Source organism: Psychrobacter sp. VH5, assembly GCF_050572635.1.
In the GTDB taxonomy this organism is placed as follows: domain Bacteria; phylum Pseudomonadota; class Gammaproteobacteria; order Pseudomonadales; family Moraxellaceae; genus Psychrobacter; species Psychrobacter celer.
This window is the reverse complement of record NZ_CP192145.1, coordinates 856,733-875,149: the sequence shown is the minus strand read 5'-3', so window position 1 is coordinate 875,149 and position 18,417 is coordinate 856,733. Positions and strand designations below refer to the sequence as shown.

General features: G+C 47.0%; 15 protein-coding genes and 1 tRNA gene. 5 read left to right on the top strand and 11 right to left on the bottom strand.

Translation table 11 applies throughout. The annotated features are described in order from the left end of the window. Window positions 1-85: 85 nt before the first annotated feature. The 4 genes from queF to ACNFVB_RS03685 form a co-directional block, all read right to left on the bottom strand. Window positions 86-955 (bottom strand): NADPH-dependent 7-cyano-7-deazaguanine reductase QueF, encoded by an 870-nt coding sequence (gene queF / locus ACNFVB_RS03700; RefSeq protein ID WP_430738142.1) that lies wholly within the window; start codon window positions 953-955, stop codon window positions 86-88. An 84-nt stretch (window positions 956-1,039) separates the two neighbouring features. Next, window positions 1,040-1,813 carry an ABC transporter permease gene (locus tag ACNFVB_RS03695; RefSeq protein ID WP_105246556.1) on the bottom strand — a complete coding sequence of 258 codons (774 nt, stop codon included), beginning with the start codon at window positions 1,811-1,813 and terminating at the stop codon, window positions 1,040-1,042. Window positions 1,814-1,860: 47 nt separating this feature from the next. Continuing rightward, on the bottom strand, window positions 1,861-2,823 hold the full coding sequence (locus ACNFVB_RS03690; protein ID WP_198336670.1) for an ABC transporter ATP-binding protein: 963 nt from the start codon (window positions 2,821-2,823) through the stop codon (window positions 1,861-1,863). A 320-nt stretch (window positions 2,824-3,143) separates the two neighbouring features. Then, window positions 3,144-3,812: a c-type cytochrome gene (locus tag ACNFVB_RS03685; RefSeq protein WP_289056802.1), complete on the bottom strand. Its 669-nt coding sequence runs from the start codon at window positions 3,810-3,812 to the stop codon at window positions 3,144-3,146. A 301-nt stretch (window positions 3,813-4,113) separates the two neighbouring features. Here ACNFVB_RS03685 and ACNFVB_RS03680 point away from each other — a divergent pair. Continuing rightward, a tRNA-Arg gene (locus tag ACNFVB_RS03680) sits at window positions 4,114-4,190 on the top strand. A gap of 269 nt (window positions 4,191-4,459) precedes the next feature. Here the strand turns inward: ACNFVB_RS03680 and ACNFVB_RS03675 are convergent. Then, entirely contained in the window at window positions 4,460-4,822 is a 363-nt protein-coding gene (locus ACNFVB_RS03675; protein ID WP_430738141.1) for a hypothetical protein, read from the bottom strand. A gap of 35 nt (window positions 4,823-4,857) precedes the next feature. On the opposite strand from ACNFVB_RS03675, the gene ACNFVB_RS03670 reads away from it, so the two are divergent. Then, window positions 4,858-5,694, top strand: a complete 837-nt coding sequence (locus ACNFVB_RS03670; RefSeq protein ID WP_430738140.1) for an SIR2 family NAD-dependent protein deacylase — start codon at window positions 4,858-4,860, stop codon at window positions 5,692-5,694. 120 nt (window positions 5,695-5,814) lie between these two features. Here ACNFVB_RS03670 and ACNFVB_RS03665 read toward each other — a convergent pair whose 3' ends face one another. The 4 genes from ACNFVB_RS03665 to ACNFVB_RS03650 all read right to left on the bottom strand — a co-directional run bounded on the left by ACNFVB_RS03665 (window position 5,815) and on the right by ACNFVB_RS03650 (window position 9,577). Further along, entirely contained in the window at window positions 5,815-6,813 is a 999-nt protein-coding gene (locus ACNFVB_RS03665) for an adenosine deaminase (protein WP_430738139.1), read from the bottom strand. 227 nt (window positions 6,814-7,040) lie between these two features. Next, complete coding sequence (locus ACNFVB_RS03660; RefSeq protein WP_075102557.1) at window positions 7,041-7,565, bottom strand: TPM domain-containing protein; 525 nt, start codon at window positions 7,563-7,565, stop codon at window positions 7,041-7,043. A 56-nt stretch (window positions 7,566-7,621) separates the two neighbouring features. Beyond that, window positions 7,622-8,788: a TPM domain-containing protein gene (locus ACNFVB_RS03655; RefSeq protein ID WP_430738138.1), complete on the bottom strand. Its 1,167-nt coding sequence runs from the start codon at window positions 8,786-8,788 to the stop codon at window positions 7,622-7,624. Between the two features lie 156 nt (window positions 8,789-8,944). Beyond that, complete coding sequence (locus ACNFVB_RS03650; RefSeq protein WP_075102559.1) at window positions 8,945-9,577, bottom strand: LemA family protein; 633 nt, start codon at window positions 9,575-9,577, stop codon at window positions 8,945-8,947. 847 nt (window positions 9,578-10,424) lie between these two features. Between ACNFVB_RS03650 and ACNFVB_RS03645 the strand changes: the two genes are divergently transcribed. Further along, window positions 10,425-11,984, top strand: a complete 1,560-nt coding sequence (locus tag ACNFVB_RS03645) for an alanine/glycine:cation symporter family protein (RefSeq protein ID WP_430738137.1) — start codon at window positions 10,425-10,427, stop codon at window positions 11,982-11,984. Between the two features lie 181 nt (window positions 11,985-12,165). Here the strand turns inward: ACNFVB_RS03645 and ACNFVB_RS03640 are convergent, their stop codons facing one another. After that, window positions 12,166-12,807, bottom strand: a complete 642-nt coding sequence (locus ACNFVB_RS03640) for a fasciclin domain-containing protein (protein ID WP_430738136.1) — start codon at window positions 12,805-12,807, stop codon at window positions 12,166-12,168. 37 nt (window positions 12,808-12,844) lie between these two features. Here ACNFVB_RS03640 and ACNFVB_RS03635 point away from each other — a divergent pair, with 37 nt between their 5' ends. Further along, the gene (locus ACNFVB_RS03635) at window positions 12,845-13,027 is read left to right on the top strand and encodes a pentapeptide repeat-containing protein (RefSeq protein WP_430738135.1); all 183 of its coding nucleotides are present in this window, start codon (window positions 12,845-12,847) and stop codon (window positions 13,025-13,027) included. A gap of 59 nt (window positions 13,028-13,086) precedes the next feature. On the opposite strand, the gene ACNFVB_RS03630 is transcribed toward ACNFVB_RS03635, so the two are convergent. Continuing rightward, a complete protein-coding gene (locus ACNFVB_RS03630) occupies window positions 13,087-13,641 on the bottom strand; it encodes a fasciclin domain-containing protein (RefSeq protein WP_430738134.1) in 555 nt (184 codons plus the stop codon). Between the two features lie 903 nt (window positions 13,642-14,544). Between ACNFVB_RS03630 and metH the strand changes: the two genes are divergently transcribed. Continuing rightward, complete coding sequence (metH, locus tag ACNFVB_RS03625; RefSeq protein ID WP_430738133.1) at window positions 14,545-18,360, top strand: methionine synthase; 3,816 nt, start codon at window positions 14,545-14,547, stop codon at window positions 18,358-18,360. Window positions 18,361-18,417 lie beyond the last annotated feature (57 nt).

Sequence of the window (18,417 nt, the reverse complement as noted above, 5' to 3'; positions counted from 1 at the left end):
AAAACTTATGCAATAAAAAGCGCCTGTCTTATTCAATAAGATAGGCGCTTTTTTTGTATCAGCCAAGCTATTTTAAACGATGGCTCTATTGACGCAGCAAACGACTCGGCGTCGGCAACAAACTCATATCACTGACGCGGCAAGGATTGATATCGATACCGCCGCGGCGGGTGTACCACGCGCGAACCATCAATGCGCGTGGCTGATAGTGTTGGCTCAAGTCAGCAAATATCTGCTCGACGCACTGCTCATGAAAACCATTGTGCTGACGGAAGCTTAAGAGGTAGCGCAGCAGATTGGCCGTATGAATGGGCTGCTCCGTTGTAATTGACACAGCTAATGTACCCCAATCTGGCTGGTTGGTCACCGGACAGTTACTACGCAGCAAATTAGAATAAAAACGATAAGGCTGAGTGCCATCACTTATCACACTCTCACCACGCGCCTCTGCTTCATCCCGCAGCAATGACGCATCGGGATGCGCACACAGTATTACCTTCTCGCTACTATTTACCAAGGCATCATCAATACAGACGCCATCGGGCTGAGCAATATGTAGCCCTGATGTTTCATCATCTAAGCGAAACAACTCAACGGTTACCTGAGCTTGCACGCAGGCTGATAAGTCTTTGGCTATCAGCGCTTGCACGTCGTCCCAGCTGGCAAACTCGGTAAAATTTAGGCTGTTTAAGTAAAGCTTCAACGATTTTGACTCGACAATAAATGGCGAGCTGGCAGGAATACCAAAGCGCGCAATGGCAACTTGCGAGACGCCTTGCTTATTTAACCAAGACATCTCAAAGGCTTGCCACCAGTCCACCCCCACCGCTAATTTATCGTCTTGCCAACCAATCGCGTCACGACCCAGACTGCGCGCAATCGGATATAGCGTCTCTGGACTATACTGCGTCGGATAATCGGTGGTTTGCTCACCTAAGATGCCATGTATGCTCATTTACTTTCCTACTATTTAATCGTTAAACCCTAACTGCTCAACCGACAGCGCTTTGGGCATCGCTATCGCTTCACACGCTGACCATTACAAGCGCACGCGTGAGCCATTATTCAACAAACGATAAGCGATGGTATAAAATATCGCACAGAATACAAAAATCGCCGCCATCGAGTACCAAACGTTGACATCAGAATACCCCAAAATACCGTAGCGGAACGAATTCACCATATAGACAATCGGGTTCAATAACGAGACGTTTTGCCAAAATGGTGACAGATTCTCCATCGAATAAAACACCCCGCCAAGATAAGTAAGCGGCGTCAATACAAAGCTTGGAATGATAGAGATGTCATCAAACGAGCGAGCGAATACCGCGTTGATAAAGCCGCCTAATGAAAACAAAGTCGAGGTGCCAAGGACGGTAAACACCGTGACAAATAAGTGCTCGATACCCAAATCGGTAAAAAACAACGCCACAATCGAGACAATCAAACCGATCGCCAGCCCGCGGAAAATACCACCACTGATATACCCCATCAAAATCGCATGCTTGGAGACCGGTGAGACCAAAAGCTCCTCAATACTGGCGGTAAACTTGGCGCTAAAAAAGCTTGAGACAACGTTGGAGTAACTGTTGGTGATAATCGCCATCATGATTAGACCAGGCACGATAAACTGCATATACGGCACCCCACCCATCTCACCGACACGTGAGCCGATCATCTTACCAAAGATGACAAAATACAGGCTCATGGTAATGACAGGTGGCAGTAGGGTCTGCGGCCAGATACGTAGGATTCGGCGCACCTCTTTTAGCCAGATGGTACGAAAAGAGATCCATCTTTTATTCCACGACATGGTTTTGTGATAGTCGATGCTCTGATCTTGATCAACGGCCTTTTGACTCATAATCCCGCCTCCTTCATACTGTCTGCACTTTGAATGTTTTTTTCTACCAAGCGCATAAATAGCTCTTCTAAGCGGTTGGCTTTGTTGCGCATACTGGCCACCGTAATACCTTGAGCAGATAATTGGTTAAACACACCATTTAACGACTCGCCTTCTGTTAGGGTTACCTCTAGGGTCTGCTCATCTGGCTGCGACAACCCTGTCACCCCATCCAGCTCTAGCGGCTGGGTCAACGGGGTTTCAAGATCAAAAACAAATGTTTCCACCGATAGTTGAGCGAGCAAATCTTTCATTTCGGTGTTGATGCGTATCTCACCATGATCCAAAATCGCAATGCGTTTACACAACTGCTCTGCTTCTTCAAGATAGTGAGTGGTCAAGATAATGGTGGTTTTTTCTTCGATATTGATCTGCTGCATAAACTCCCACATAGATCGGCGCAGCTCGATATCGACCCCAGCCGTCGGCTCATCCAAAATCAATAGTTTTGGTTTGTGAATCAAAGCACGAGCAATCATCAGACGACGTTTCATCCCGCCAGATAGCTCGCGTGATTTACTGTTGCGCTTATCCCACAGCCCAAGCGCGGTCAACAAGCGCTTGGCTCTTGGACGAGCTTCTTTGGCCGGGATACCAAAATACCCTGCTTGCGTAATCAAGATATCTTGGACTTTTTCAAATTGATTAAAATTAAACTCTTGCGGCACCACGCCAAGATACTGCTTGGCCAGCGCTGGGTTTTCGAGCAAATCGGTGCCAAAGATTTTGACACTGCCAGTGGTGGGTTTAAAAAGTGAGCTAATAATGCCAATCATCGTTGACTTACCAGCACCGTTTGGCCCCAGCAGCGCAAAAAAACCACCCTGCGGGACGGTTAAACTGACATCTTTGAGTGCCGAAAACCCATTACCATAGGTTTTGGATAAATTCTGGATAGCAAGTGCTGGTACCTCAGACATGAATACCTCTTTATTGATTATCGATGTAAAAGCGTTTGAGAAGAGAAAAACAGCTAAATGAGACGATGTAATCTCATAAAATGAGGCTACTAGGGTCGGATTTCAACGGTGCTATACCAGAACCATCCGTTTGATAATACTCATCATAAAAAAAACGCCTACCTCATAAAATGAAATAGGCGAGTTATAGGCTTTATACATATAGCTTACAGATACATATAGTTTGCGGCAAGTCGCTCACGGCAAGTCAACAGACCCTGACAGGTTACGGATGCCTATTTAATCTAAATCAGACATCCCAAGCCGATAAAAGCAACTGTTTAGCTTGCTTCATCAACCATATAATCGACAGCGTTTTGAACTTCTTCATCAGGGATATCCGCACCGCCTTTGGCAGGCATGGCGTTAAAGCCATTGATGGCATGGGTATATAGGGTGTCTTTACCTTTTGAGATACGTGGACCCCATGCGCCAGCATCGCCCAACATAGGTGAGCCAAGTAGGCCTGCACCGTGACATGTCTGACATACCGCATTATACACAGCTTTGCCGTCGCGAGGACCATCGCCAGCGGCTGGGCCAGCGGCGCGCGGGGTCACGTCACACACTTCGTCGTCTTCGAAGCAGACTTTGGCAACTGGCTGAATACGAGCAATCAAGTTTGGATATAGCGCGATAAGCTTTTGCACTTGCGGCGTATCTTGTGGAATCTCTTCTTCGGCGGCAGGTGCGGCAGCGGCAGTTTCTACTGCGTCATCTGCTTGACCATCTTCTGAGGCCGCAGCGTCAGTCGCAGCGTCGCCATCAGTGGTATCTGCAGCAGCTTGTGGGTCATCGCCCAACTGCTCAGGTGCGTTTTCTACCACTTCCTGCGCTTCTGCTACATCAGAGACAGTCACAGGCGTGTCGACAACACTTTCAGCTTGGCTCACCGCGATACTAGCGATTCCTAGAATGGCAGCTGCCGATAACATAACTACTTTTCTCATTCGTCACGTTCTCTTATTACGTATACAAAGGCTGGCACGGCTCGGACATTCTGTCTGTCCTCCTTTGACGACCTCTCGTCATCAATAGCAAACAGCCATCCCGCGTGCCAGCACACTTGCAATCGGTGATTATAAATATGAATTCTCCCTGACATTATAAGGGAAAAGGCAGGTAGATTGCCATGCTTGTTTAATGACTATCCTGTTTTTTCTTAAAAAACCTCAATCTCTGCCTTCGTTTATTGGCTTTCTGACTTTTATTTGTTAGACTAAGCGGTCTTGATTTTTAAGTCTGTTTTATGCGCTCGTAGCTCAGTTGGATAGAGTATCGGTTTCCGAAGCCGAGGGTCGTGGGTTCGATTCCCGCCGAGCGCACCAATCATCGTATTTCACCACTTCCTAGCATTACCTCAAACCTCTAAAGCCCTTTAATATCAAAACTTCAAGTCTTTTGATATTATTTATCATGACCTAGTAGCCTCTATCAATTGTTGTTAAATTTACTTGCAGCTTCTCGCTTGTTATTCGTCACGTGACTATTTAATTAAGCCGCCTCTTTTAAACGGCCAACTTGTGAAATGACCAGCTCTAAAAAAACTTTCTTTTAGAATACCCACTTGCTCTTTATCCACTGATACAAGCGCCGCCTACTCTGCCTCTTGCAAATGAGTAGCCATCTGAGCACGGCTAGGCACACGGTGATAATTAATCACAGGTACTTCACCCAAACGACGCTTACCTTCAGCAATTTTTTTATCAATGGTAATCATCGCGATTTTTTTGCCTTGTTGGCTGATGAGCAAATGCTTGGCTTTACGCGTGACTTGATAATCAGGAAAAAACTGCTTAAACAGCACTGAGGTTTTTTGTAGCGCGTCATTAGAGGGCAGCTGGTTTGATTGCTTACCACTGCGCCCTGTGTTCGTCTTTGCGCCACGTGATTTTGCCAATAGCCACAAGGCGGCAATCACAGTGAATAGTATGACAAGCCACCACATTCCGTCTATCATAAGAAAACATATCCATCATTAATAAGGGTTGGCTCATGTTAGCAGAATTAACACCCGCACTCATAACAGAAGTACAGCGTGCAGCACAACTGTTGAAATCGAAATCACGTATTTGCATTTTGACTGGGGCTGGTATTTCTGCAGAAAGCGGCATCCCAACGTTTCGAGATAAGCAAACAGGGTTATGGGAAAACTACGGCGTCGAGGATTTGGCAACCCCTGAGGCCTTTACTCGTGATCCAAAGCTTGTATGGTCGTGGTATCAGTGGCGCAGGCAGTTGGTAGCTGATAAAGCACCAAACCCTGCGCATCATGCATTGGCTCAGTGGCAGTATCATGCGCAAACCTCCGATCAAACAGTGGCACTCATCACCCAAAATGTCGATGACTTGCATGAACAAGCGGGTAGCTCGGTGACTCATCTACATGGGCATCTGTGGCGCAACCGCTGTGGTCAGTGTAATGCGCCCTATCAGGAGCAATCAAGCGCCGCATCCGACCATCAAGACACTATGCAAAACACTATGAGCGTTAATACGCGTCTCGATATGAGCTTTGACAATACCCTACTCACCTGTCCGCATTGCGGTGGTTATATCAGACCAGATATTGTTTGGTTTGGCGAAGCCCTACCTGTACAGGCGTGGCAGAGTGCAGAAGAGGCTGCGGCTAATTGCGAGGTGTTTATCAGTATCGGTACCTCAAGCCTCGTCTATCCTGCTGCGGGATTGGCGCAATTAGCCAAACAAAACGGCGCGCAAGTTATGGAGATAAACCCCAATCCCACACCAAACACCATCGTCGATATCACATTTGCAGAAAAAGCAGGCGTGATACTGCCGCCGCTGATAGAAGCGATTACTGATTTATAAGTGCGGCCAATGATATGGTCGAGTCCAAATAAATCAGATACGTGGCTATCAAGTCACGCAATAAAAAGGGGGAGCGAGTTATATAAAGCGTTCCCCCTTTTTTGACATCGTGAGCCGTGCTTATTGCAGCGCAAGATCCACTCGTGCCAAATACGCTCGTTTTAGATCATCATCTATGAATGACGCTCTAAAGGAGTTTTTTACCAAAGTGACAATATCGTCTTCTGTCAGCGGCAAGTTTTCTACCAGATTGATAAAGTTTTGATTGATATAGCCTTTAAAATACGCAGGGTCGTCAGAGTTAACGCTGACATTTAGCCCATAGTCTAACAGCGTTTTTATATTGTGGTCTTGATAGCTCTCAAACACCTTAAGCTCGATATTTGAATTCGGGCATACGGTCAGCGGTATTTGCTCCGCTTTTAGGCGCTGCATCAGCGCCGCGCTATGTATCGCCTGCACGCCGTGATCGATCCTGTCACTGCGCAAAACGTCTAACGCCTCATAAATATAAGAAAAATCTGCCTCTTCGCCAGCATGGGCGACCACTTTGAAGCCAGCGGCTTTGGCCTGTCTAAACACTTCTGTAAACTTAGACGGCGGATTGCCCAGCTCGGATGAGTCAAGCCCCACTCCGACGATATCATCTTTGAATGCCATGGCCGCCTCTAAAGTTTCAAATGCTGCGTCTTGCGACAAATGCCGTAAAAAACACATGATGATACAAGATGTGATGCCGTACTTTTCTTTGGCATCTACCAGCGCTGATTTGATACCAGTAATGACGGTTGCAAACTCAACACCTCTTTCGGTATGGGTCTGCGGGTCAAAGAATATCTCGGTATGAATGACGTTGTCTTCGACACACTTTAGGATATAGGCCCACGTCAAATCATAAAAGTCCTGCTGGGTGATAAGGACGTTGGCACCAGCATAATAAATATCTAAAAAGGTTTGTAGGTTGGTAAAGTTATAGGCGCGGCGGACGTCGTCTATGCCTTTATAAGGTATTTGGATGTCGTTTCTTTGCGCCAATCGAAACATCAGATCAGGCTCGAGCGAGCCTTCGATGTGCAAATGTAGCTCAGCTTTTGGCAGTTTTTTTATTAATTCAATCATAATATCTCAGTAAGGGCGGTTTGTCTTAGGACAGACGATATTATATTTGAATTGACGCAAAAACCCTATAGACAAACCCTACAGGTGAATAGGTGAGCAGCACAGCGCTTTAAGAATTTAACAAAAGCCCGCTAAGTAAAAACTCCTAAGTGAAAACATTTAGTAAAAATGCTTAGGGCGTGTTGATCAGGCTTTCTTTAAACACTAGCAAGTAAAAACTAGCAAACTTACTTCAAATACACCACTGTATCAGACAGCTCGTTGCCTGCAGGGTCATGCTCGAGATGATAATACTGCCGCAGCACTTGCCCCACTTCATCTAATAGCTCAAGCAAGCTTTCTTCTGTTTTTTGGTTGGCAATACCAGCGACAGCTTTGTCACACATGGCGCGCCACACTGTCGGGCTGACATGGGCGCTGATGCCACGATCTGCCACAATCTCTAAACTGTGCTCACAGATATTGACATAGACCAGCACGCCTGTGTTTTCTTCGGTATCCCACACACGGTACTCACTAAACAAATCAATGGCGCGCTCACGGCAGCCCATATGATAAGCCTGCTGAATAGGAAGGTGGTTTTCGATAATCAAAAATACCTCGCCGCGATGACCACGCTCCGCGCTGGTTACTTTTGCTGTCAAGCGCGCTTTGGCAGCCGCTGTCAGCCACTTGCTGTGCATCAAAGGCACAAACAAGACTTGGCGCCACCAGCGGGCAAAGCTGGGATGTGCAGTATTGTTTTCTGCCATTATATTACTTCCTCAAATACGTCGTTGCTCACGACTGTTTTTTTCATTGTATAAGGCTACCAAGAGCCACCGGCACCGCCGCCGCCAAAGCCACCACCGCCGCCGCCGAAGCCGCCGCCACCAAAACCACCACCACCGAAGCTGCCACCACTACCGCCGCCCATGCCCGGTAAGAAAATCATGCCGCCACCGCCGCCGCGGCCACCACGGCCACCGCCTGAGCCACGTGAGATAAGGAACATCCACAAAAATATCGCCATAATGACGGTCATAAAAAATCCGCCACCCAGCGCCAGTGAGCCTGCAAAAAAGCCGCCAGCCGTCAGGATAGAGCCAAACACACGGCCAAATATGTTGGTGATAAAACCACCGAAAATCATCGCCATGATAAACAAAAAGATCGGCGATGGTACCTCGTCATCTCCCTGCTGCGCACTACGCTCTGCTGCTTGAGCATCGGCACGCGCCAGCACCTCAGGATCAGCGCTCAGGCGTGTCTTTAGCGCGTCTACCCCTGCCAATATACCAGCGCCATAATTGTTTTGTTTAAAAAAAGGGGTGATGTCTTCTCGAATGATGCGATTGACCGCAGCATCAGGCAACACGCCCTCAAGTCCATAACCGGTCAAAACATACATATTACGGTCATTGACCGCGACAACCATCAGCAAACCATCATCTATATCTTGGTCGCCCAGCTGCCATTTTTCTGCCACTTGTAACGCATAGTCAAATATCGGCAGCCCGTTGGTCGTCGGTACAATCACAACCGCCGCCTGCGCCAGACCTTGCTGATAGATGCTCTTAAGCTGCGCCTCTAAGCGCTGTTTTTCTTGCGGGTTTAAGATATTGGCTTGATCCACCACAGGCGAGTTTAGGATCAGTTTGTCAGCATCGACGCTTTTGGCGCTTGATTGTATTGGCGCAGCAGTCGTTTGCGCTGCATTAGAATTGATGGCGTCATTGCTATCTTGATTGTCATTGCTAAGAATGGCTTCGTTGATCGCCTCATTCCCCAATACTGCCTCATTAATGGCTTCATTGGATTCGCCTGCTTTGGCAATTGCCACCAATTCTTCAACACTGCGGCTCTGCACGTTTGAGCCATTATCTACAGCGACCGCACTATCAGCAGCGTCGTTGGGCGCGGCGTGCAGCATCGGTGCACCGCCCAGACTCAGTGTAAATAGTAATACTGATAAGATTGCTTTTGAATGATTCATCTAATCTATACCACCTTAAGTGACCGCTGTACTTATTGTAAAATTATAAAACACTAAAATTTAGGCTCGTAAAATTCTGGGTCATAAACATCAGTGCCACAACCCCTAAAACAAATAAAGCGGTCAACACCGCTTTATTTTATGGCGACTTAGACGCTACTCAGCGCTCGTGTTCGCCGAGTCACCAAAATCGACGCTTGGCGCAGTCGAAATAGCCTCTTCGTCGGTCACGCTAAAGTTTGGCTTAGTGTCCATTCCAAATACTTTGGCAGTGATATTGGTCGGGAACTGACGCACGGTGGTGTTATAACCCTGTACTTCTTGGATATAACGGTTGCGCGCGACGGCGATACGGTTTTCTGTGCCTTCTAGCTGAGCTTGTAAATCTTGAAACAACGCATCTGACTTGAGCTCAGGATAGCGCTCAGACACTGCCATCAAACGCGACAGCGCCCCTGTCATCTGCTCTTGGGCGGCGGCGTAACGCTCCATCGCTTCTGGGTCGTTTAGCACCTCTGGCGTAACGGTAATGCTGCCGGCACGCGCGCGCGCTTCGGCCACTTGAGTAAACACCTCTTGCTCTTGCTCAGCATACTGCTGTACCACTTTGACTAAGTTTGGCACCAAATCTGCGCGGCGCTGATACTGGTTGACCACCTCTGACCACGATGCAGTTACCTGCTCATCTTGCGCTTGCAAATTATTATAGCCACAGCCGCTGAGGCCGGCACTAGACGTCGCTAGTACCGCTGCTATCAGCATGGGTTTTACCATAGATTTACGTGTCATCGTTTCTCTCCTAATTTCATTTTTTGCGCTAGCTGTTCACATCTATTTTTATCATTATAGCTTATAAGATATGGTAGTAATAATGGCGCTATCGTACTGCTTTTACAATTCATCGTTACCAAAACACAACCGCGATGCCGCCGGTAAGCAGACGCCTGTATCGTTTTTTAACAAAAAGCTTGTGCTAGGATAAACACAAACATAGGTCTATTCCCTTGCCATCCTAGAAAAAGCAGCTTTCTTAAATATGAATATATACGCTCATATATAAAGAAAATTCTAGTAATTAATAAAAAAATATGGCAAATTGCAGTTACGTAGCCGTACGGTTTGAATACATTTGGTAGTGGACATATGGTTCGTTTAGTATTAGCAGCCCATCGATAGCTTGATGAAAACGTTGACAAACTGCGTAATACTTACTAAACAGATTTGTTTGTTATTGGTCCAATACCCTGTCATTGCACCGTGCTGCTCATAGCAAGTCCCGCTATCAGTTTGATGGCTATTTAATTATATAATCGCCTGTTTTGTTTGTGGGTCTACTTATAACGTATCTGAGCGCTTGGTCATTTATGCCATGCCTTATGCTCAGACAGCAATAAATCGTAGCCGTGACTGATGTGATACAGATAGCGGCGAGCAGTAGAATGATTTGCTGATCAGCCCTACGGACAAATACAGACAACTACAGTCCATTCTTAGTGGTGACACAACGTATGAGACTGCGCTAGCACAGGTAAGTCGATGCTGATAATTTAACTGCTTAACTTGAATAAGTAAGTTAACCAGTTAGTTTACGCCTAGCATACAGCGCCACTTTGAGACAGTACTAGGAATACATGATATGGAAGGTTTAGTCAGTTTAGCAAATGGAATTATTTGGAGCCCAGCGCTGGTATATTTATGCCTAGGCGCCGGGCTTTTTTATTCTATAATGACGCGCTTTGTGCAAGTTCGTCTATTTGGGGAGATGCTCCGACTGTTGTTTAAAGGCAAACCAGACAATGATGGTATCTCATCATTTCAGGCACTTGCCGTCTCACTCGCAGGCCGCGTTGGTATGGGTAACATCGCTGGGGTGGCAGCCGCGATCGGCTTCGGTGGCCCAGGTGCGGTATTTTGGATGTGGATCGTGGCATTCTTGGGCGCATCTACCGCGTATGTCGAATCGACTTTGGGTCAAATCTATAAAGAGCGCGACGTCGTTACTGGCGAATATCGCGGTGGCCCTGCATATTACTTCGAACGTGCCCTTGGCCAAAAATGGTATGGTATCTTATTCGCCATAGCCTCTATCGTCGCTTGTGGTGTGTTCTTACCTGGCGTACAGGCCAACGGTGTCATCAACGCTGTCGCGCAGGTCGCAGGTGAAGGCTCGGCGATGACTCTAGCTGGCATAGAGACGGGTACCACGCGCCTGATCGCTCTTGCTATCATTTTGGTGGTTTTAGGCTTTATCATCTTTGGTGGTATCAAGCGTATCGCAACCTTTACTGAGTATGCGGTACCATTTATGGCGCTAGGCTACATTATCCTAGCTCTACTTATCATGTTCACCAATTTCAGCATGATCCCGGAAGTATTTGGCGCAATCATTGGTGATGCCTTTACTGCTCAAGCAGGCTTTGGTGCTGCCATTGGTTGGGGCGTAAAACGTGGTATTTACTCAAACGAAGCAGGTCAAGGTACAGGTCCTCACGCCGCCTCTGCCGCTGCGGTCGATCACCCAGCTCAGCAAGGTTTGGTACAAGCGTTTTCAGTCTATGTAGATACCTTGCTTGTTTGTTCTGCCACTGCTTTTATGATCTTATCAACTGGCATGTACAACATCCAAGGCGAGCTGGCTGAAGGGCAGTTTATCGTCCAAAACGTCGCCGCTGATGTTGAGATCAACTCTCCATCATTCACCCAAATGGCGATGGAGTCTGTCTACGGCAACTTTGGTGACACCTTTATTGCTGTCGCGGTATTCTTCTTTGCCTTCACCACTATCTTGGCGTACTACTATATCGCGGAAGTCAATATCTCATACCTAACCCGCTCAATGGGTAAAGGCGCGAGTAAGACAGGTCAGTTTATTGTGAAGCTCGTTATCATGTTTATGGTAGCTTACGGCGCGCTCAACAGCTCAGGCTACATCTGGGGCCTCGGCGATGTTGGTGTTGGTCTTATGGCATGGCTCAACATCGTTGGCATCATCGTTATCTTCTTTGTGGCACGTCCTGCTATCGATATTTTGCGAGACTATGAAGCCCAGCTCAAAGCAGGCGGCGGTACTACTTCTAATAGGTTTACCTTTGATCCTAAGAAATTTGGTATCAAAAACGCCACTTATTGGGAAGAGCGTCATCTAAAAGGGCAACAAAGAGTGAATGCGGACCCATTACATAAAGAGCCTAAATAATCGCTCGATTGTATTGAGTCTTAACAATAAAAAAACCCGAGACCAGTGTCTCGGGTTTTTTTAGCCGTTATTTGGCTGCATTATCTTTAATACTTATCCATAAAAATGCTCTAGGCTAAAAGAGCTGACAGCTACTTAAAAAGCCGCCTTTAATACACTTAAAAATGATATAACGCTGCGATTACTTGGGCAATAAAACGGTATCAATCACATGTACGACCCCATTAGTCGCCATCATATCCGTGCCGACGATATTGGCCGTATTGCCATTTTCATCAGTGATAACATTGGCTTCACTGATAGAAATCGTCGCACCATTGGCGGTTTCGATGTCTGTACCATACGGGATATCAGCGGCTTTTACGACCATTGGAACCACATGGTATGGCAGTACACTTTTGAGTGTTTCTTGATCCGCCAGTAGCTCCTCTTTTGTGATGCCCAGCTTGGTCAGTAACGCTCCAAACGCCTCATCTGTCGGTGCAAATACGGTGTACTTATCCTCAGTCATTAGCATAGAGTCGAGCCCAGCCGCTTGCAGCGCTGCGGTCAAGACTGTCAGGTTTTCATTGCTGGCAGCCATCTCTCCGATGGTTTGCGTCGCGGCCATATCACCCATAGCGTCCGTTTCGGCCATCGGCTCAGTATCAGCCACTGGCTCTGTCATCTCTACAGGCTCGCTAATGGTTTCTGTTGTTTCTGTTGTTTCTGTAGTGGTGTCAGGCTCGACCACCGGCTCGGTCACAGTTTCAGTATCATTACAAGCCGCCAGTGATACTGCGGCGGTAACGATAGCGATAGATAATAGATTCCTTTTTAACATGATGCTTCCTTTATTTAACGGGTAGAGTTTTGATTGTTTGGTTAATAGCAACTTTATAAATAGCAACTTTATAAATAGCAACTTTATAAATAGTAGCTTTATAAATAGTAGCTTTATAAATCGCAGTTTTATTAAAAGCAGTCTCAATAAAAACTGGATAAATATAAGCTGCATAATAGGATTGGGCGAAATGCGAAAGTCCAGACCATCACTGCGCTGATAACGTTTGTCGCGTATAAGCACAGCGCACATGGTCGTGACGGCTATCAATGTTTATGGTTATTTGGGCATCAACACACGATCCACCACATGTATCACCCCATTGCTCGCCGCAATATCGGTTTTGATGATATTGGTGGTACGACCCATTTCATCCATCAGCTGCCCTTTTGGCGTCACCATCAGCGTATCCTTACTCACGGTCATGACATTGCCTGGTTTGACATCTTTGGCGTACATGGCCATATTGCCATTGATTACGTGATAGCCTAAGATTTTGGTCAGTAATGGCTTGTTGGCAAATAGCTGCTCTTTTGTCATGCCAGTTTCTTTTAATGCCTGCGTAAAGGCGGCATTGGTTGGCGCAAATACCGTATAGTGAGCATTGGGATTAGATAAAGCACCGGCCAAATCTGCTGCTACGACCGCTTCTACCAATAACGAAAAATCAGAATTGCTTTGTGCGATTTGCACGACGTTCATTTTTTTCATAGATTGGCTGTGCATCGGCGCTTTCATTTGAGCGCTTTTGGTCGGCATCATGTTATTACAGGCACTAAGACCAGCGATTGAAATGGCCAATGTACCTATCGTAGCGATTTTAGAGAATTTCATATAAACATCCTTGATTATGAATTTTGTCAGATTGGTGATTTACTCATAAGGTTTGCTCATCTATAAGCCACTACCCTTTATTGATATTACCAACGTCAGATACTTATATAGCAATGAATGTATAGCAATGAATGAAAGTGACGGTGTGCTGCACAATACCTATTGGATAACATAACACACTACCTTGTTTATCCACTCTTTACGATATCTACTGATATGACAACTGTTTGACAAACCGCATTTTGATAAACCACATTGTCAAAAGACTTCTTAGTATTACTTATAAAATGCAAATCCTTATGTATCCAAATTAACATATGGAAATCATTCATCTATCCATATTTACGCTATTTTTTGTGCTATGGATGTAAGTTTTGTCAGTTTTTTGGGCAAGTTTTTAAGTTTTCATGGTCAAAATCAAAGCTTTATGTAATCTTTAAGCGAAATGATATTCATTTGTGCCGCCTTATCAAATGGCCTAAACTGCTATCAGCTCAAACATCACCGCTCAGCTGATAAGTGTTATAGTCGATACACTCTAAAAATGTCATAGCGCTACTGGGATGCTATTTTTAAACGTAGGTTGCGCAGCCTCTGGGAACGCAGCACGCAAGTAAAATTTATACCAGTAGCGCGTTTAAACCCGTAACATTTTTATATTCAGCTAACTATATGAGGGCGTGATTTTTGTGCAGCGTTTGATCACTCATGCTTAAACGCTTTATGATCATATGACACAAAGGAATATCGGCCTGCCCGTGTGCGATAGATTTTTCATGCTAAAATAATGCGAATTTGCCTATTCTACTTTGTGGTAATAACCGATATTTATATACGCGTTATGTACTGACACCTTTTTGCCCTCTCCTTTTTTAAAATATTGACGAAATAAGCAGCGCTCCTATGAATCAACAGCCGACGACTCAACAGCCAACCTCTCAGGCTTCTTCGCAAACCGATCAATCAGTACCGTCAGCGGACGACGGCTTTGTACTAACGCCACCTGCCGTCTTTCCTTATAAAGAGCAACAGCTCACCGCGCGCGTGCGTATCACTGAGCAAATGCAGTCGCGTATTTTGATGCTTGATGGGGCGATGGGAACGCAGATTCAGACATATAAGCTCGAGGAAGCCGACTATCGCGGTGAGCGCTTCGCTGATATCGAGCAAGACGTGCGCGGCAATAATGATCTGCTCGTGCTCACGCAGCCGCAGATGATACGCGACATTCATCACGATCATCTCGCAGCAGGCGCTGATATTATCGAGACCAATAGCTTTAATGGTACACGGCTATCGATGTCTGACTACGACATGGAATATCTGGTACCAGAGCTGAACAAGACCGCAGCGCAAATAGCACGGGCGGCAGCTGACGAATTTACCGCAAAAACTCCTAACAAGCCGCGCTTTGTCGCTGGGGTCATTGGCCCCACCTCACGCACCTGTTCAATCTCTCCCGATGTCAACGACCCTGCCTTTCGCAATATCACCTTTGATGAGTTGGTGCTCAATTACCGCGAGGCGACACTGGCACTGATCGAAGGCGGCGTCGATATTCTATTGATTGAGACCATTTTTGACACCCTAAACGCCAAAGCGGCGATATTTGCCATCACCGGCGTATTTGATGATATCGGCTTTGAGCTGCCGATTATGATATCGGGCACCATTACTGATGCCTCAGGACGGACGCTATCGGGTCAGACGGCGGAAGCGTTTTATAACTCTATCCGCCATGCCAAGCCATTGTCCGTTGGCTTTAACTGTGCGCTTGGCGCGGATGCGCTGCGCCCGCATATTCAGACGCTCTCAAACATCGCTGACACTTATGTCTCAGCCCACCCTAATGCCGGCTTGCCAAACGAGTTTGGTGAATATGATGAGACCGCTGAAGAAACCGCTGCGCTGCTAGAAGGCTTTGCCAAAGCGGGCATCCTAAATATCGTCGGCGGCTGCTGTGGTACTACTCCTGAGCATATCCGCCACATTGCAGACATGGTGGCGAACTATCCGCCGCGCGTGATACCAGAGATTGCCCCTGCTTGTCGTCTGTCTGGGCTTGAGCCGTTTAACATCACCGCCGACAGTCTGTTCGTCAACGTCGGTGAGCGTACCAACGTCACAGGCTCAAAGAAGTTTCTGCGCTTGATCAAAACCGAAGCTTATACCGAAGCGTTAGATGTCGCGCGCGATCAGGTCGAAGGTGGCGCGCAAATTGTCGATATCAACATGGACGAGGGCATGCTCGACTCCAAACAAGCGATGATTCATTTTGTCAATTTGGTCTCAGGTGAGCCAGATATCAGCCGTGTGCCGCTGATGATAGACTCCTCTAAGTGGGACATCATCGAAGAAGGGCTTAAACGTATTCAGGGCAAAGCGATCGTCAACTCCATCTCGTTAAAAGAAGGCTATGACGAATTTGTCAAGCATGCCAAGCTCTGTATGCGTTACGGGGCTGCAGTCATCGTCATGGCCTTTGATGAAGACGGGCAAGCGGATACTTATGAGCGCAAAATCGAGATCTGTCAGCGTAGCTATGACGTGTTGGTCAATGAAGTTGGCTTCCCATCTGAAGACATCATCTTTGACCCCAATATCTTTGCGGTCGCCACCGGTATCACCGAGCACAATAACTACGGCGCTGACTTTATTAATGCGACGAAATGGATCACGGACAACCTGCCCAATGCGATGGTATCAGGCGGCGTCTCCAACGTCTCATTTAGCTTCCGTGGTAACCCGATTCGCGAAGCCATCAACTCGGTATTTCTTTATCATGCGATCAAAAACGGCTTGACCATGGGTATCGTCAACCCGTCGATGCTTGAAGTCTATGACGACATCCCTGTCGAGGCACGCGAGGCGATTGAGGATGTCATGCTCAATCGCAATCAAGGCGAGAGTGGTCAAGATGCCACCGAACGCTTGATGACCATCGCTGAGAGCTATCAAGATGGCGGTAAGAAAAAAGACAGCACCGTCGATATGAGCTGGCGCGAGGGCACGGTAGAAGAGCGTATCGCTCATGCACTGGTCAAAGGCATCACCACCTTTATCGAAGCCGATACCAAAGAAGCCTGGGAGAAATACCCCAAACCACTCGACGTTATCGAAGGGCCTTTGATGGATGGCATGAATATCGTCGGTGATTTATTTGGCTCGGGTAAAATGTTTTTGCCGCAAGTGGTCAAGTCGGCACGCGTCATGAAACAATCGGTCGCTTGGCTCAACCCGTATATCGAAGCAGAAAAAGTCGAGGGCGAAGTCAAAGGTAAAATCTTGATGGCAACGGTCAAGGGCGACGTCCACGACATCGGTAAAAACATCGTCGGCGTGGTACTCGGCTGTAATGGCTACGACATCCTTGATCTGGGCGTGATGGTGCCATGCGAGACCATTCTCGATACGGCGATCAAAGAGAAAGTCGATATTATTGGGCTATCGGGACTGATTACCCCGAGCCTCGATGAGATGGTCTATGTCGCCAAGCAAATGCAAGAGCGCGGTATGAACCTGCCGTTAATGATCGGCGGTGCCACCACATCTAAAGCCCATACCGCGGTCAAAGTCGAGCCGCAATATAGTAATGATGCAGTCATCTATGTGGCGGACGCCTCGCGCTCGGTCGGCGTGGTGACTAAGCTGCTCTCCAAAGACAACCGTCAAAGTCTCATCGATGAGACCCGCGAAGAGTATATCAAAGTGCGCGAGCGTCTCGCGAAGCGTCAACCCAAAGCGGCGAAGCTGACTTATGCTGAATCAGTTGAGGGTGGTTTTCAATACGATTGGGACAACTATACACCGCCTGTACCGAATCAGCTCGGTCAGGTGATATTGGACGACTACCCTATCGATAAGCTGCTCCCTTATATTGACTGGACGCCGTTCTTTATCTCTTGGGGTCTGGCAGGTAAGTATCCAAAAATCTTGCAAGATGAGGTCGTTGGTGAAGCGGCGCGTGATCTGTTCGATAACGCCAAGAACCTGATGCAAAAAATGATTGATGAAAAGTTAATCATTGCTAAAGGGGTGTTTAAAATTGCTCCAGCCAAACGCACTGGCGCAGATACGATTAGCGTTTATGACAAATCGCCTACAGATGGAGGCCAACCTACGCATACCTTTGAGCATCTGCGCCAGCAGTCTGATAAAGCGAGCGGCAAGCCAAACTTTAGCCTCGCCGACTTTATATCGCCGTTAGAGGACTCTGACGATTATATCGGTGGCTTTACGGTGTCGATCGTTGGCACCGAAGACCTCGCTGAGCAGTACAAAGCGGCAGGCGACGATTATAACGCCATTATGGTACAAGCACTATCTGACCGCTTAGCCGAAGCCTTTGCCGAGCATTTGCATGAGCGCATCCGTAAAGATTACTGGGGCTATCAGGCTGATGAGACCCTCACCAATGATGAGCTGATTAAAGAAAAATACGTTGGCATCCGCCCAGCGCCTGGCTATCCGGCTTGCCCTGAGCATACCGAAAAAGGCAAATTGTTTGATTGGCTCGGTACGACCAGCGCTATCGGTACAACGCTCACCGAAAGCTTTGCAATGTGGCCAGCATCTTCGGTCAGTGGCTTTTATTATTCGCATCCTGAGAGTGAGTACTTTAACGTCGGTAAAATCGGCCGAGATCAGTTAGAGGATTATGCCAAGCGGAAAGACTGGGATATAAAGACGGCTGAGAAGTGGTTGAATCCGAATTTGTAGATTATTAATGGTTTAGCGAGATATTATTGACTACATTCGGCGTACTAATTAAAAGTT